At 62.8% G+C, this 14,785-nt stretch carries 11 protein-coding genes and 3 tRNA genes; 9 read left to right on the top strand and 5 right to left on the bottom strand.

Annotated elements, in window-relative coordinates; all coding sequences use genetic code 11:
• Positions 1–69: 69 nt before the first annotated feature.
• Entirely contained in the window at positions 70–945 is an 876-nt protein-coding gene (locus tag H8S23_RS12355) for a LysR family transcriptional regulator (RefSeq protein ID WP_186888663.1), read from the top strand.
• Positions 946–1,199: 254 nt separating this feature from the next.
• On the opposite strand, the gene H8S23_RS12360 is transcribed toward H8S23_RS12355, so the two are convergent.
• Positions 1,200–1,276, bottom strand: a tRNA-Arg gene (locus H8S23_RS12360).
• A gap of 324 nt (positions 1,277–1,600) precedes the next feature.
• Here H8S23_RS12360 and H8S23_RS12365 point away from each other — a divergent pair.
• The 7 genes from H8S23_RS12365 to H8S23_RS12395 all read left to right on the top strand — a co-directional run bounded on the left by H8S23_RS12365 (position 1,601) and on the right by H8S23_RS12395 (position 7,207).
• Positions 1,601–2,023, top strand: a complete 423-nt coding sequence (locus H8S23_RS12365) for a potassium channel family protein (RefSeq protein WP_186888664.1) — start codon at positions 1,601–1,603, stop codon at positions 2,021–2,023.
• A 2-nt stretch (positions 2,024–2,025) separates the two neighbouring features.
• Positions 2,026–2,694, top strand: coding sequence for a potassium channel family protein (locus tag H8S23_RS12370; protein WP_186888665.1), 669 nt, complete (start codon positions 2,026–2,028; stop codon positions 2,692–2,694).
• Positions 2,695–2,889: 195 nt separating this feature from the next.
• Entirely contained in the window at positions 2,890–4,317 is a 1,428-nt protein-coding gene (locus H8S23_RS12375; protein ID WP_186888666.1) for a DUF4340 domain-containing protein, read from the top strand.
• A gap of 29 nt (positions 4,318–4,346) precedes the next feature.
• Complete coding sequence (locus H8S23_RS12380) at positions 4,347–4,766, top strand: PH domain-containing protein (RefSeq protein WP_186888667.1); 420 nt, start codon at positions 4,347–4,349, stop codon at positions 4,764–4,766.
• Positions 4,763–6,139: a PH domain-containing protein gene (locus tag H8S23_RS12385; protein ID WP_186888668.1), complete on the top strand. Its 1,377-nt coding sequence runs from the start codon at positions 4,763–4,765 to the stop codon at positions 6,137–6,139. Before H8S23_RS12380 ends, H8S23_RS12385 begins: the two co-directional genes overlap by 4 nt.
• 49 nt (positions 6,140–6,188) lie before the next feature.
• Positions 6,189–7,022 carry an HAD family hydrolase gene (locus H8S23_RS12390; RefSeq protein WP_186888669.1) on the top strand — a complete coding sequence of 278 codons (834 nt, stop codon included), beginning with the start codon at positions 6,189–6,191 and terminating at the stop codon, positions 7,020–7,022.
• A gap of 5 nt (positions 7,023–7,027) precedes the next feature.
• Complete coding sequence (locus H8S23_RS12395; RefSeq protein WP_186888670.1) at positions 7,028–7,207, top strand: DUF6440 family protein; 180 nt, start codon at positions 7,028–7,030, stop codon at positions 7,205–7,207.
• A 159-nt stretch (positions 7,208–7,366) separates the two neighbouring features.
• Here H8S23_RS12395 and H8S23_RS12400 read toward each other — a convergent pair whose 3' ends face one another.
• On the bottom strand, positions 7,367–8,830 hold the full coding sequence (locus H8S23_RS12400) for a GntR family transcriptional regulator (protein WP_186888671.1): 1,464 nt from the start codon (positions 8,828–8,830) through the stop codon (positions 7,367–7,369).
• A 946-nt stretch (positions 8,831–9,776) separates the two neighbouring features.
• On the opposite strand from H8S23_RS12400, the gene H8S23_RS12405 reads away from it, so the two are divergent.
• Positions 9,777–11,996 carry a putative bifunctional diguanylate cyclase/phosphodiesterase gene (locus tag H8S23_RS12405; RefSeq protein WP_186888672.1) on the top strand — a complete coding sequence of 740 codons (2,220 nt, stop codon included), beginning with the start codon at positions 9,777–9,779 and terminating at the stop codon, positions 11,994–11,996.
• A gap of 1,191 nt (positions 11,997–13,187) precedes the next feature.
• Here the strand turns inward: H8S23_RS12405 and H8S23_RS12410 are convergent.
• From H8S23_RS12410 to H8S23_RS12420, 3 genes are all read right to left on the bottom strand, one after another.
• The gene (locus tag H8S23_RS12410; protein WP_186888673.1) at positions 13,188–14,030 is read right to left on the bottom strand and encodes an alpha/beta hydrolase; all 843 of its coding nucleotides are present in this window, start codon (positions 14,028–14,030) and stop codon (positions 13,188–13,190) included.
• A gap of 510 nt (positions 14,031–14,540) precedes the next feature.
• Positions 14,541–14,615, bottom strand: a tRNA-Glu gene (locus H8S23_RS12415).
• Positions 14,616–14,698: 83 nt separating this feature from the next.
• Positions 14,699–14,775, bottom strand: a tRNA-Met gene (locus H8S23_RS12420).
• Positions 14,776–14,785 lie beyond the last annotated feature (10 nt).

The raw sequence follows: 14,785 nt of genomic DNA on the forward strand, positions 1-14,785 counted from the left end.
GTTTTCTATATCTAATTATTCTTGAAAAGAATAACTGTCTCTGTTATTATAGTCAAAGGAGGTATCTATATGGAACTTCGTGTCCTGCGCTATTTTCTGGAGATTGCCCGGGAGGGAAGCATCACCCGGGCGGCGGAACGCCTCCATGTGTCACAGCCCACCCTATCCAAGCAGCTCAAGGACCTGGAAGCGGAGCTGGGCAAAAAGCTGTTTGTGCGCAGCAATTACAGCGTCAAGCTGACCGACGAGGGGATGCTTCTGCGCAAACGGGCGGAGGACATCCTGGAGATGGCGGACAAGACCGCTGATGAATTCAAGGCCCTGGGGGAGATCGCCGGCGGGGATATCCGCATCGGCTGCGCCGAGTCCGACGGGGTCAAGTACCTGGCCCGGTGTGTCAAATCCCTGCAGGAGCAGTACCCGCGCATCCGGCTTCACCTGTACAGCGGCAACACCGAGGATGTGTCGGAGCGGCTGGACAAGGGGCTGCTGGACTTCGCGGTCCTCGCCCAGGAAGTGGACCTGTCCAAATACAATTATCTGGAGGTCCCCTACAGCGACCGCTGGGGCCTTGTGATGCGAAAGGACAGCCCCCTTGCCAAAAAAGAGGCTGTCCAAATGGAGGATCTATTGAACCTGCCGCTGATCTGCTCCCGGCAGGGCATCACAGAGGATTTCCCAAAGTGGTTTGGGGAAAAAGTGGACCGGCTCAACATCGTCGGAACCTTTAATCTTGCCTATAACGCCGGGGTCCTGGTGCGGGAAGGCATGGGCTATGCCCTGTCGTTTGACAAGCTGATCAACACCGGTCCTGACAGCGAGCTGTGCTTTCGGCCGCTCATGCCTGCGCTGGAAACGAAACTGTATCTTGTCTGGAAAAAGTATCAAGTGTTTACAGGGATTGCCGAAGTGTTTTTGAAACGCTTGCGGCGGGATCTAACTTAACCTTTGACGTTAGCGGCACCCGGATAAAGCACAAGGGCGGTCCATTCAGGCACCGCCCTTGTGCTTTACTTTCAGTTTTTCTTTTTTCACCCCTGCCGTGCTCTCCGGCGGCTGGGGGCTCAATCTCTGCCGGAGGGAAAGCAGGGAGACGGAGCTCCAAAATTTAAAGGCCCCCAACTTTTTCTAAGTTGAGGGCCTTATAAGGCTTAAAAACGCCGGCTTTTTGAGCCGGATATTTTTTTGCCTTGTACTTTTGGTGCGCCCGACAGGATTCGAACCTGCGGCCTTCCGGGTCGGAGCCGAACGCTCTATCCAACTGAGCTACGGACGCATAATAAAAGCCTGCACCTGCAGTGCATTTATTATCATACCATAAATTTTGATTTTTGCAAGCGCTGCGGCGGCTTTTGTGCCAAAACGGGCGGCTGCCTTTGCGCCGCGCGCCGCCCCAGGCGGCTGTTTCCGCCCGGCGGGCAGCCCGCGCCGGGCCGATATTAAGATGGTATTAAAATGCGCCGGTTTTTGCAGCCCCTCATTGCCATTTGGGGCGGGGTGGGCTATAATGGGGGTGCTCTGCCGACAGCGGTCCTGCGGGGCCCGCGGGACCGCCGTCTTTCGGCGCTGCGATTATATCACATTCTGAGGTGAAATTGTTTTGAATATCCTGATTGTGGGCTGCGGTAAGGTGGGTTCTTACCTGGCGCGGGTCCTGGAAAATCTTGGACACGATATCTCCATCGTGGACAAAAGCGCTTCCGCCCTGGACGCGTCGGACAACGTGCGCCTTGCCGGCTTCGGCGGCCTGTGCGTCTGCGGCGAGCCCATCGACGTGGACGTGCTGCGCTCGGCCGGGATCGAGAGCTGCGACGCGGTGGTGGCGGTCACCCCCAACGACAACACCAACATCATGGTCGCGGAGGTCGCCACCAAGATCTTCGGCGTGCGCAACGTCACCGCCCGCATCTACGACCCCGCCCGGCAGGAGGTCTTTTCCGACCGGATGGATATCCAGACCATCTGTCCCACCACCCTCACGGTGGATTCCCTGCTGAATTCCATGCTGAAAGAGGAGGAGTGAGCATGCGCGTTTGCGTTGTGGGCGGCGGCAAGGTCGGCTTTTATCTGTCCAAGACCCTCATGGAGCACGGCCATGAGCCCATCATCATCGAGATCGACGAGCACACCTGCGCCCGGCTGGCTGACAGCCTGGACTTCCCGGTCGTCCACGGGGACGGCACCCTGGTGGAGATCCTGGAGCTGGCCAAGATCGGCAGCTGTCAGGCCCTGATCGGCGTCACCGGCAGGGACGAGAGCAACCTGATCGCCTGCCAGTTGGCCAAAAAAGTGTTCGGCGTCAAAAAGACGGTGGCCCGGGTCAACAACCCCAAAAACGCGCGGGTGCTCAAAGCCCTGGGCGTGGACATCGCGGTCAGCAGCACCGACAACATCGCCCACCTGATCGAGCGCGAGGTGGAGACCGACGCCATCCATCACCTGCTCAGCATCGCCGGGGGCGACGCCGCCCTCACCGAGGTGCTGCTGCCGGAGGATTTCAAATACGCCGGCCGCACGCTGGCCGAGCTGGACATCCCCCACGAGGTGGTCATCGTCTTTCTCACCCGCGGACAGGAGCTCATCATCCCGCGCGGCAATACCACGCTGCAGGGCGGGGACAAGGTCGTCTGCGTGGCACGGAACACCGCATTTCACGATCTGGCAAAAAAGTGGGACCTGCAGGAGCATCAGTAAAGCCTGCGGGCCCGCCCAGGATCTTTCCGCCGGCCCGGACCGCGGAGCAGCTGCTCCGCGGCCCTTTTTTGCCCCTTTGCCCGGCCGCAGGGTCGATTTTTCCCGTTTCGTGACCTTTTCTTCCGGCGGCATATTCTGTATAATAAAAGGTACGATAAGTGATGCGGGGCGATCCCGTTTTCTGCGGAGGCTCTCATGAAAATCAACAAGCAGTTCCTTACGGCCCTGCTGGTCTTTCTGGTACTGGGAATAGGCACCCTGTTGCTGTTCTTCTTTCTTCCCCCCGCCGCGCACGGCGCCGCCGCCGAGCCGGTGACCCTTTCCGACCGGGCGCAGAACGCCTTTGTGTCGGCGGAGATCACCAATGCCGGCGGCCGCTATGTGGTCACGGCGGAGGACGGCATTTTTTCCTGCGATCTGCTTACCGGCCTGCCGGTGTCGCAGGCGGCGTTCGAGCGGCTGGCGCAGGAGTGTACCAGCCTGACCGCCGACCGGCCGGCGCCCGCCCCGGATGAGGACGCGGCGCCCGATTACGGTTTCGAGCACCCACTGGCGCAGGCAAGGGCCGTCTACTCCGACGGCAGCGGCATTTTTATCGAGGTGGGCGCCCAGATCGCGGGCACCGATCAGTACTACATCCGCGTGGACCACTCCGCTTCCGTCTATCTGATCGGCAGGGAGGCGATCCGCTGTCTGCTGGCGGATATCAGCGCCTATCTAGACCTCTCCCTTACCCCGGACGGGGTGGACGAGGACACCCTGCCCAGCAGCATTTCCGTCTTCAGCGGCGCGCGCTCCCTGCAGCTGGAAAAGCTGGCTCTTCCCGAGACCGACGGCGCGGGGTTTTCTTACCGCTACCGCCTTTCCGGCAGCCGGCCCGCCTATGTCGACCCCGACGCCTATGAGACCTATTTCGGCGGCCTGGGAGGCCTGGAAGCCGACGGCGTGGTCACCATGCGCCCCACCGCGGTGGACCTGAAAGAATACGGCCTTGCCGACGAGGACGCCTGCGACGGCATCTCCTTTACGATGCTGGGGCAAACGGTGCGGCTGCGGCTGGGCCGCCTCAGCGGCGATTTCTATTATGTGCTGCGCGAGGGGGTCCCCGCGATCTACCGTCTTTCACGGCTGGCGGTCACCTGGGACGACGCGGACGAGTACGCGCTCATGAGCCGCTATCTGATGGCCCCCGACCCCGACAAGGTGCAGGAGATCCTGATCGAGGGGGGCGGCGCCAGCTATCACTTCACGCTGGATAACGGCTTTGTCTCTCTGGACGGCGCCCCGCTGACCGCCGATACTTTCGACAGCTTTTACGCCCTGCTCTGCTCGCTGCGGGCGGAATACAAGCTGGGCGACCCGGCGCAAAATATCCCGCCCGATCTCACCGTCACCTTTGTCTATACCGACCCGGCGGGGCCCGCCTCCTCCCCCGCGCCCGACGGCGCGCAGGACTCTTTCTACCGCACCGACGTCATCCGCTTTATCCCCTACGGCCCCAAGCGGCACGCCATCGAGATCAACGGCGCCGCCCTTTACGCGGTGCGCAGCACCTATGTCACCAAGGTGCTGGGGGTACTGGCCACGCTGCAGGACGGCCAGATCGTCTCCGCCGTCTGGTGAATGGAGTTTTACAAAAAGGAGTATTTTGAATGAATTATACAGTCACACGAAAGGGCGCACTGCTTCCGGCCCTCTGGCTGACGGCGCTGTCCGCTGCGGTCGGTCTTTTCGTGTGGCTGTTTTTCTCTTTTGCGGCGGGCGCCATCGCTTTCCTTTTGCTGGCCGCGCTCTCTTTTGCGCTGCCGTTTCTGCACCGGCTGCACTATCAGGTGCGGGTCATCCCCGGCGAGCTGACGGCGGACCGCGGCTTTTTTGTCCGGGTGCTGCGCCGGCTGCCGCTGCGCTGCGTCACCGGGGTGGTCTGCCTTTCCACCCCGCTGGGGCGTTTGCTGGACGCCTCGGTAGTCGTGGTTTATACCTCGGGCACGGCCCTGCTGCTGATCGGGCTTTCGCTTGCGGACGCCGAGCGGCTGCGGCTGGCCCTGACGGTGGGAGGCGATCCCTCATGAACCCGGTGCGCCTGCATCCGTTCCACTTTTTAAAGTATATTAAGTACGGATTAATACTTTGCGTAATCCCCATCCTGCGGGCGGTCCTCGCGTTCGACATCGCAGCCGCCTGGCTTGCCTTTACGCAGGACCTGCTGATCCTGCTGGCCTGCGCGGGCATTCTGGTCACCCTTTGGCAGGCCTCCTCCGCCGGGCTGGCGGACGGCGTGCTGACCGTGCGCCAGGGCGTTTTGGCGCGGCGGCCCGCCCTTTACCGCGCCTGCATGGTCAGCGCCGTGGAGGTCTGCCGGCCGCTGTGGTACCGCCTCTTCGGCGCCGCGCGGGTCAGGGTCCACTTCAAGGCGGGCGGCGGCCTGCGCCGGGTCGAGCTGGTGCTGCCCGTCCGCCAGGCCCGGCAGCTGGCCCGGGCGCTGGTGCCCGCCACCGCCGCCGCCAACTTTTTTGAGCCGGTGGGCATGGACCGGCTGATCTTCGTCCTGCTTTCGGCCAACATCCTGGCCACCAGCGCCTTTTCGGTGCTGGCGGTGCGGCGGATCGCCAAGCTGGTGGGACAGGACGTGGGCGCTCTGGCGCTGGGAGGCATCACCCAGATGGAACACCTGCTGGCCGCCTTTCTGCCCGCGGGCCTCTCGCTGCTGGCCGCAGTGCTGCTGTTCTTTCTGGCCCTCTCGCTGCTGGCCAGCCTGCTGCGCACCTACCGCTTCACCGCCACCCGCTCGGGCGGGGTGCTGCTCTGCCGCGGCGGCCTGCTGACCCACACCGAGCGCCGGGTGCTGGTGAGCGCCATCACCGCCAGCGCCCTGCGCATCACCCCCACCGCCCGCCTGCTGCGGCGCTGCCCGGTCTACGTCAGCGCCGGGGCGTTCCGCGGGGACGATCTTCCCATCTTGGCGCTGGGGGCCGACAACGCCCCCGTGCTGCAGCGCCTGCTGCCCGAATTCTGCCTGCCTCAGGAGCCGCTGTGCGACCCGCGCCGCAAAAGCCCACCTCAATATCTGTGGAAGCCGGGTTCCCTCTCGCTGCTGCTTGCGGCGCTGCTGGTCGTTTCTCTGCGCACCGTCCCGGCCGTGGCCCCGCTGCTGGGGCTGCTGCTCTGCCTGGCGCTGGCCAGCACCCTGTGCAATCTGGAGGGCATTTTTAAAGAGGGGTTCTGCAAAAACGCGAACCGCACCTTTACCCTCTGCTACTGCCGCGGCCTCACCCGTCACGTGGTGTCGCTGTACACCAACGATCTCTCCCTCACCATCACCCGCATGCCCCAGGCCGCCTCTGCCGGGCGCTGCGACCTGCGCTTTCACACGCCGTCCCGGCACACCTATCGTCTGCGCGGGGTCGAGTTCTACCGCGCCCGCGCGCTGAAGTTCAATCTCTGACCCGGCGGCCCCGCCGCCGCGGATCCCACATAGAAAGAAGTCGATCCCCATGATCAAAGCTGTTGTTTTCGACCTGGACGGCACCCTGCTCAACACCATTCAGGACCTGGCGGCCGCCGGCAACCATGCCCTGCACACCCTGGGCCTGCCCGAACATACCACCGATGCGTTTTTGCATTTTGTCGGCGACGGCCGCCGCAATATGGTGCTGCGGATGCTGCCGGAGGCCCAGCGCGGCGACGAGGCGGTCGTGGCGCGGGCCACCGCCCTTTTTGACGAGCATTACGATGCCCATCTGCGGGACTGTACCGCCCCTTATGCCGGCATCCCCGAGCTGCTCGCCTCCCTGAAAGCCAGGGGCCTGCGGCTGGGGGTGGTGTCCAATAAGCCCCACGAGTTCGTCACCCGCATCATCGAGGACTATTTCCCCGGCCAGTTCGACAGCGTCGCCGGCCAGCAGGGCGGCCTGGTCAAGCCCGACCCCTCCGGGGTCAACCAGGTGATCGGCGCGTTCGGCCTGCACCCCGACCAGGTGCTTTACGTAGGGGACAGCGCCGTGGACGTCCAGACGGCCCAAAACGCCGGCGCCGTCAGCTGCGGCGTGCTGTGGGGCTTCCGGGACGAGGCGGAGCTGACCGACGCGGGCGCACAGTACATCGCCTCCCACCCGCAGGACATCGACACCCTGATCGCCTCCCGCAACCGGGCCGAGGCCTTCAACCGCGGCCTGGCGCTTTTCACCGTCGCGGTGATGGTGATCTGTCTGGTGGGCGTATTTTACTTTTTGTTCACCGGCAACGGGGCGGGCATCGGCGCCTGCGTGGTCTTGCCGCTGCTGATGGGCTTTGCCGCAACAGGGATGCTGAAAAAGAAAAAGGAGTGAGCGATATGGCGGACAAGCGCTTTAAAAAAATCTATACCCAGGGTATCATGGGAGTACAGGAGATCTGGCAGGATGTGGAGACCGGGGTGCAGTATCTGTATGTCGGGATCGGTTACGGCGGCGGCCTGACCCCGCTGCTGGGCACGGACGGCAAGCCCGTCATCACGCCGGTGGAGCCGGATTGACGGCGGGCCGGGCCGGTAAGACAGTCCGCCAAAAATGGGGGCCGCGGGATGCGGCCCCCTTGCTTTTTCCCTGCGCTGCTGGTCCCGCCGGCAGGTCCGCCTGTTCCCGCCGCGGCGTCCCCTGAGGGGGGCGCCGCCGTTTTCTGCGCGCTTTGCGCCTTACGTTTCCTCCAGGCTGCGCAGCTCTTCCGCCTCCCGCAGCCCCGCCGCGCAGAGAAGCGACCGCACCCAGCAAAAAGAGGCGTCGTAGCTGCCTGCCGCCGCCTGCGCAAAGCCCTCCCGGTCCCCGCTGCGGAGCCGCTCCAGCGCCTGGGCGCATCTGCGCTTCAGCTCCGGCAGCCGCACGGCCATGCTGGGCCGGAAAAGAAAATGCTGCCCCCAGAGCAGCAGCCCGCCCACCTCCTGAAAGACCCCCTGCAGCGGCCGGTAGGGCAGCGCCTCCACCACGGTCTCCAAAAGGGCTTTCTGGGCCGCCGCCCCATTGCGCGCCAGCTCCTGTTCCATCCGCAGCGCGCTCTCCGGCCCCATGTTGTCGAAAGCGGCTCTTGCGGCCGGGCGCAGCAGCATGGCCGTGAGCTGCAGGGCCTGCAGGTAGATCAGCGCGTCCCGCTTCTGCGCGGGGTCGGCAAAATAGTCCCGGTCGTTCCCGCCCACCCGGGACAGGGTGACCTGCGCGCCCCTGCCGTTGCGCACCTGGATAAATCCCAGCGCCTCCATCCGCTGCAGGGCCTGCCGCACGGTGTACAGCGACACCCCGTATCGCTTTGCCAGGGCTTGTCCGGAGGACAGGTAGCCTCCGTCCGGCCATCTTCCCCGGCCGATCTCATCGATCAGTTCCCGCGCGATCTCCGCATAGAGATGGGTGCGGCCCTTGGCGGCGTTCCAGCGGTAGGCGGCCTGCGGATCTTCCCCTACTGCCGGAAACGCTGCGGACAGGTCCTCCAGATAGACGGCCACCTCCCGGCCGGTGCCGCGGTACATCCGCCCGATCCGCAGCTCCGCCTGCGCCCGGTCCCCCTGCCGCAAAGGCTCGATCACCCAGGCAAACGGGGCCTTTTCAGCGATCACCCGCGCAAACGGATCGGCGCGTCCCGCCAGCACCGGCACCTGACAATAAATTTCCAGGCTGGAATACAGGTCGCTGATCAGCGGGTTGCGGGCCTGCGCCAGGATGCCGTGCAGCACGGCGGAGGACAGCCTCCAGCTGTCTTTCACCCCCGCGTGGGCAGACCTTTTCGCCACCCTCTCCAGCGCGCGGAACTCCTCTTCCCCGCAGCGGCGCGCGCCCGCCCAGAACAGGTCGGGCATCACGGTCCCAAGGGTCTCATAGACCTGCAGGATGGACTCCCGGCGGGAGAGCAGCGCGCAGACGGCCTGCTGTTCATTTTCGGCCTGCGCCTTTTCCTGGTAAATAACTGCCGGCGCACGGCGCTCCCGGGTCTGGATATACCCCTCCCGCCGCATGCGCGCCATCACGTCCCGCACGGTGCGGATCCCCACCTGATACCGCCCGCACAGCCTGCGGGCAGTGGGCAGGCTCTGCCCGTATTTCAGCCGCCCGGCGCGGATCTGCGCGGTCAGCTCCTGGTAGAGATAATCCGACAGCGTCATCTTTTCGATCATTTCTCTTCCCCGTTTCTCTGCTCCCTGCCGCCCCCGGCCAAACTGCTGCAGTCCTCCCGTTTCCGGCCCCGGCAGGGGCGGCGGCCACCGGGGCGCAGCGATGCCGCCGCCGCGCCCCGCCGCATGGTCTGTCCAGGCGCCCCCGGCGCATCCAAAGCCGTTTGCCTCGGAATAGGAGCGGCGGCTTTTCTGGTATCCGGGCGGGTCCTGTAACAGCGCCGGTCCTTTGCCGCCGCGCGGATGCCCGCCTCCCCAGAGGGCCCGTTGGCGGAAGTTTCTCTTTTATCCTTAGTTTACCATGAAAAATCGGTCTTAGCTATATGGAAACGTATACAGATAGCATCTTGTGAGCTTTTTTTCTTTCCTCTATAATCAAACTATAGTGTCCCCTTTTTTATTCATACGTGCATCGGCGCGGAGAAAAAGCAGAACTTCCCGGTTCCCAAATTTTCCGGCGGACCGCTCTCCGCGGCGCTGCGGCCTGTTTTTTCAACCCACTCACGCCGCGCGGGGGGGACAGGCCGGCGGCCCGTTCTCTCTCCCCGCCCCGCGCCCTCCCCGCCGTCCTGGCTGAGACGGCTGCGTTCGGTGCCCCGGCGCGTCAAAGTCATTCAAGCGGCCTTGGAGCGCTGCGGTCCCGGGGCCGGCCGGGTTCCGGGGAGGGATCGCCCGCTGCGGGCAACGCGCAAAACAGTCTGTACTCTTGCGGGCCCCGGACGGGGACACATCGCCCCGCGTCCGGCGGCGCCGCTGCACCGGGACGCTTTCCGCCCTGTTTAAAAAAGGCCCGTCTTTTGACCGCTGTCCGCAGAGAGGGCGCCTGCGGCGCGGTCCGCGCCATAAGGAAACGGATCCCCGCACTTTTGGATTTGATAAAAGCGGCCGCTGCGCGGCCGTCTGTTGCATTTTTCTCTGATCTTCCACCTTTTGGAAAGGAGTCCTTTTTATGTCTCAGCCTTCTCCCCGGCGTCCCAAGCGAGTCACAGCGCTGCTGCCGGGGGCTGCTTTTCTTTTTCTCGTTCTTCTCGCCTCTGTGATCCTGTGGAACGGCACCGGCCTGCTCCGGGCCGCCGAGCGAAGCACCCAAAGCTATCTGAGGGACGTGACCAACAGCTCGGCCCAGACGGTCAACACGCGCCTGGAAAGCGTCATGCAGGCAATGGATCTTGTCGCGGACAGCGTCCGCCGCATCGACCCGGAAGACCGGCAGGAATTTTTGCTGCGCAAAGCCCAGATCGGCGATTTTTCTGAACTGGCGCTGGTGGACGCGGACGGCTTCGCCCACTTTTTGTACAGCGGCACACAGGATTTCCGCGATTACGCCCCGCTGGCCGACGCCCTGGAGGGAAAGTCCACCGTCGGCTCCTGGGAGGACCAGATCCTCTATATGGTGCCCATCCCCGAGGGGGGCGAAAGCGCCCGCGTGCTGCTGGGGGCCAAATCCATGGAAAAAATGCAGCAGCTCATCACCAACGACGCTTTCAACGGCGCGGGCAGCTCCTGTCTTGTGGACAACACCGGGACCATCGTGGTGACCCCTGTGCGCAAGCCGTTTTCCGCCCTGATCGCAGACACCTCGTATTCCCCCACGGATGACTGGGCCATGACCATGCAGGAGGACCTCGCCGCAGGGCGCGGCGGCAGCGTATCCATGCCCACGGCCAGCGGAGAGGTCATTCTGCTGGATTACTTCCCCCTCTCCACCGGCGATTGGTTCCTTTTGACGATGATCCCCGACAACATCCTCTCCGCGGAACTGAACGCCCTGGTCTCCCGCACCCTTTTTCTCATCCTGGGCCTTGCGGCTGCATTCACCGCCGCCCTCATCGTCATCATCTGGATCCAAAGCCGCTACCGCACCCGCCTGGAAAAAACGGCCTTTTTGGACCCCATCACCGGCGGCGAGAGCAATATCCGCTTTTTGATGGAGGTGGAGGCGCTTCTGGCCCGCACCGCGCAGCCGGCGTTTTTTCTGGTCTCCCTCAACCTGCGCAACTTCAGCCTGCTCAACGAACAGGGCGGCCGCGCCTACGGGAACAGCGTCCTCAAAGAGGTCTACCGCCTGCTGCGTCAGGAGCTCACCCTGCCCGGCGAGCGGGTGGCCCGCGGGGAAGCGGATACTTTTTACCTGCTGCTTCTGGGGGCCGACCGCCCGCTGGCCCTGCACCGTCTGGAACAGATGACCGCGCTGCTCGCTCCGCTGGGCGGCGCCGGCGGCGCGCTGCGGTCCAGGGTCGGCATCTATGCCCTGCCTGCAGGACAGGTGGATGTGGCCCTGGCGGAAAACCGGGCCGATCTGGCCCGCAAGATGGGCGGGGACGACGAGCGCGGCTGCGCGTTTTACACCGATGAGATGGGCGTCCGCCTGCGGGAGGAGCACGAGCTTCTGGCAGAGCTGGAGCCCGCGCTTTCCCGCGGCGAGTTCGTGGTCTATTTTCAGCCCAAATTTTCTCCCCAAAGCGAGGAGATCGGCGGCGCCGAAGCCCTCGTGCGCTGGCAGCATCCCGCGCGCGGCTTCATCAGCCCGGGGCTTTTCATCCCCCTGTGCGAGAGCAGCGACCTGATCTGCCGCGTGGACCTTTTTGTCTTTGAAGAGGTCTGCCGCAGCCTGTCCCAGTGGATCTCGCAGGGATTTTCACCTGTCCCCATCTCGGTGAATCTCTCCCGCCGGCACCTGAAAAACCCTGACTTTCTCTCTGAATACAAGGCCATTGCCGACCGCTATCATGTGCCTGCCGGCCTGATCGAACTGGAACTGACCGAGTCGGTGATGTTTTCGCTGGCGGAGTTCCGGCAGATGCACGATCTGCTGGGCGAGATCCACCGCGCGGGCTTCTCCTGCTCTTTGGACGATTTCGGCTTTGGATTTTCTTCTCTGGGCGCGCTGAAAGAGCTGGAGATCGACTGCCTCAAGCTGGACCGCAGCTTTTTCGTCAACGGTTTTGAGGAGCCGCGCGCCCGGGCCGTGATCGAATCCATGGTGCTCATGGCCCAAAAGCTGGGGGTCACCACTGTGGCCGAGGGGGTGGAGCAGCGCAGCCAGGTCGAGTTTTTGCGCGAGATCGGCTGCGACTACATCCAGGGCTTTTATTACTCTCCCCCGCTTGCAGCAGAAAAATTTGAGGCCCTTGCTTTCGGCGTCACCGCCGTACAGCAGAAAAGCTGAGCCGCTTTTGCGCGGTTTCGAAAACAGGTCCTGCGACTTCCTGCCGCGGGCCCCGGGATATTGCCGCAGGCCCGCTGCACACAGGAGGTCAGGCGCGCGCTTTTCTTTAAAAAGCGCGCGCCTTTCTTCCCGCCGGCTCCTGTCAGCGGATGACAGCGCTGCGTCGGTCTATCCGCGCTCCGGCTCTTTCCTCTGTGGGCTTTTCAAGGCGATCAAAAGCGGGCGGCTGCCGGAAAACGCGGGCGGGATATGTGTTTTCCAGGCCGCCGCTCTCACAGTTGCTTTTTTGTACAACCAGAACAGCCTCTTCGGGACAGCGCTTCAAGGCGCTGCCCTGAGGAGGCTGTTTGCTCTGCAGGCCGTCTTAAAAACAGCAAGCTTTCCAGGGCAGGACAGATCCAGCTGTGACGTCGCCGGGGATGAGCGCAAACTTTCTGCAAGGGCGCGCTGCGGCAGACGTCGCTCAAAGCGGACTTACACATCTCCCTTTCTGCCCTATTGGCTGCCCCGCAGCCCGCACGCAGGCGCTTTTGACGCAAAGTAAAACCGCCCTGCTGCAGTAAGGCCAGCAACTGTTTTCCGCTTTGCCTGATACCCGGGGTGTCTGAAAGCCCTTTCTATCCCAGTGTCGCCGAGGAAGAGCTCAAACGTTCTGCAAGGGCATGCCACAGCAGACGATTCTCAAAGTGGCCCTACTCATCTTCTTTCTGCCTCATTACCTGTCCCTCAACTTGCAGACGGGTGCTTCCAACCCAAAGCAAAGCTTTCTGCTGAGAGGGTAAGGTCAACAGTTGTTTTCTGCTTTGCCTGAGGCCTGGGATGTCTGAAATCCCTTTTCCTGTCCCAGTGTTACCAGACAGAGTACAAACTTTCTGCAAGGGCACGCCTCGGGAGGCGGCGCTCAAGGCGGCCTTATATATCCTTTCTGCCCTATTGGCTGCTCTGCAGCCCGCAGGCAGGCGTTTTCGGCGCAAAGTAAAACCGCCCTGCTGCGATAAGGCCAGCAGCCGCTCTCTGCTTTGCCTGATGCCCGGGGAGTCTGAAAGCCCTTTCTCCGCTCGGCAGGGCCGGGAGATCCTCTTTTCACCCAGGCGTCCAAAACTGAAAGCGCACAGAAAAATACAATTTGTATTTTTCTGTGCGCTTTTTACATTTTTCGCGGCGACGGCCGAAGCTCATCGCGTTTGGGCATTATTTTTTCTCTACATGTACATTGCCGCTGTTCAGGCCCGCAGCGGACGTCTCCAGCGGCAGCCAGCTGAGTACCTGCGGCAGCTGGGCATCCCAGAAGTTCCAGTCATGGATGCCCGGCGCCTCCCGGTAGGTCAGCGGTGCGCCCGCCGCCAGCAGCTTGTCGCGGAACGAGCGGTTCGCCTGCAGCAGTCCGTCCTCCGTGCCACAGGCCATATAGATGCGCGGAAATTCGGCTTTCTTTGCCTTTACCCGCAGCGTCAGTTCTTCCAGTGCCACAGCCGGGTTTTTGTCCGAAGCTGCGGCCTGCTGCCAATCGCCCAGGCAGGCGTCTTCGCGCATCAGCATCTCCCGCCGGGGGTCTCCGGGCGCAAATTCAAACAGATGCAGCGCGCTGGACAGCGCCGCGATGCCGCCAAAGGTCTCGGCATATTTCAGCCCGTTGCGCAGCGCACCGAAGCCGCCCATGGACAGGCCCCCGATAAACGTCTGCTCGCGTCTGCGGGAGAGCGGGAACATCCTGCGGGTCAGCTCTACCAGTTCTTCGCCGATAAAGGCCCCGTAGTCATTGTTGGGCCCCAGCTGATCCACATAAAAGGAATTGTCCCCGCTGGGCATGACCACCGCCAGATTCTTTTCTTCCGCCCACATCTGGACGCGGGTATTGCTGACCCAATCGGTATAATTGCCGAACAGGCCGTGCAGCAGATAAAGGGTGGGGTATCTCTGCTCCGGGCCGTTGACAAAACCGCTGCCGTCCCCCTTGTCCACAGGCAGGATCACCTGCAGCGGCACGGTCCGCTTTAATGCGTTGGAGACAAAGTTCACCTGGATGAGCGCCATTGATTGTAACCTCCCTGGTCTTGCACTGTTTTTTATTTTTATCTTATCCCCTCCGCCGTGTCGGGCGCGGCTCTGCGGGCAAAAAGGTGCGCTGGTTGCTGCGCTGTCTTTTTCTGTCCGTTTGAAACTGCCGGGCGCGGCGGGGATCTCTTTCTTCATTGTAGCCGGAAATCCGCATTTGTCCAATACCCGCTTTTTATGTCTCTTCATAGAACAAAGGCATTGCCGCGGCCCAAGCGAACGGCTGCGCCGTTCTCCCCTGCCTGCTCTTTCACTTTTCCCGGCTTCTCATCCCGGTGGGCACAAAAAAACACCCGCCAAAAGGTGGGGTGTTTTTGGTGACCCGACCGGGAATCCGGGGCCGGCTGCAGATCTTCTCTTGCGCTTCCGCCTTCCCGGCCGGCCCGCTGAGAACGGCTGCGCCGTTCTCCCTCGCCTGCTCTTCCGCTTTTCCCGGCTTCTCATCCCGGTGGGCACAAAAAAGCACCCCGCCAAAAGGCGGGGTGTTTTTGGTGACCCGACCGGGAATCGAACCCGGGATACCACCGTGAAAGGGTGGTGTCTTGACCGCTTGACCATCGGGCCGTGCAAAGCTTAGGTAAAATCGTAAAGCCTCACACCACCCGCTGCTGCAAGCGGTACCCTACTGGTTTACCTAAACTTTGTGCTGGTAGCGGTAGTGGGACTCGAACCTACGACACTTCGGGTATGAACCGAATGCTCTAGCCAACTGAGCTATACCGCCATTTTTGGGC

It is taken from the genome of Anaerofilum hominis (genome assembly GCF_014287275.1).
GTDB lineage: Bacteria > Bacillota > Clostridia > Oscillospirales > Ruminococcaceae > Pygmaiobacter > Pygmaiobacter hominis.

Excerpts from the sequence above, each read along its gene's own strand:
- H8S23_RS12375 (WP_186888666.1), top strand. The coding sequence starts at position 2,890 with ATGAAAATCAACAAGCAGTTCCTTACGGCCCTGCTGGTCTTTCTGGTA.
- H8S23_RS12390 (WP_186888669.1), top strand. The coding sequence starts at position 6,189 with ATGATCAAAGCTGTTGTTTTCGACCTGGACGGCACCCTGCTCAACACC.
- H8S23_RS12400 (WP_186888671.1), bottom strand. The coding sequence starts at position 8,830 with ATGATCGAAAAGATGACGCTGTCGGATTATCTCTACCAGGAGCTGACC.
- H8S23_RS12405 (WP_186888672.1), top strand. The coding sequence starts at position 9,777 with ATGTCTCAGCCTTCTCCCCGGCGTCCCAAGCGAGTCACAGCGCTGCTG.
- H8S23_RS12395 (WP_186888670.1), top strand. The coding sequence starts at position 7,028 with ATGGCGGACAAGCGCTTTAAAAAAATCTATACCCAGGGTATCATGGGA.
- H8S23_RS12355 (WP_186888663.1), top strand. The coding sequence starts at position 70 with ATGGAACTTCGTGTCCTGCGCTATTTTCTGGAGATTGCCCGGGAGGGA.
- H8S23_RS12410 (WP_186888673.1), bottom strand. The coding sequence starts at position 14,030 with ATGGCGCTCATCCAGGTGAACTTTGTCTCCAACGCATTAAAGCGGACC.
- H8S23_RS12385 (WP_186888668.1), top strand. The coding sequence starts at position 4,763 with ATGAACCCGGTGCGCCTGCATCCGTTCCACTTTTTAAAGTATATTAAG.
- H8S23_RS12380 (WP_186888667.1), top strand. The coding sequence starts at position 4,347 with ATGAATTATACAGTCACACGAAAGGGCGCACTGCTTCCGGCCCTCTGG.
- H8S23_RS12370 (WP_186888665.1), top strand. The coding sequence starts at position 2,026 with ATGCGCGTTTGCGTTGTGGGCGGCGGCAAGGTCGGCTTTTATCTGTCC.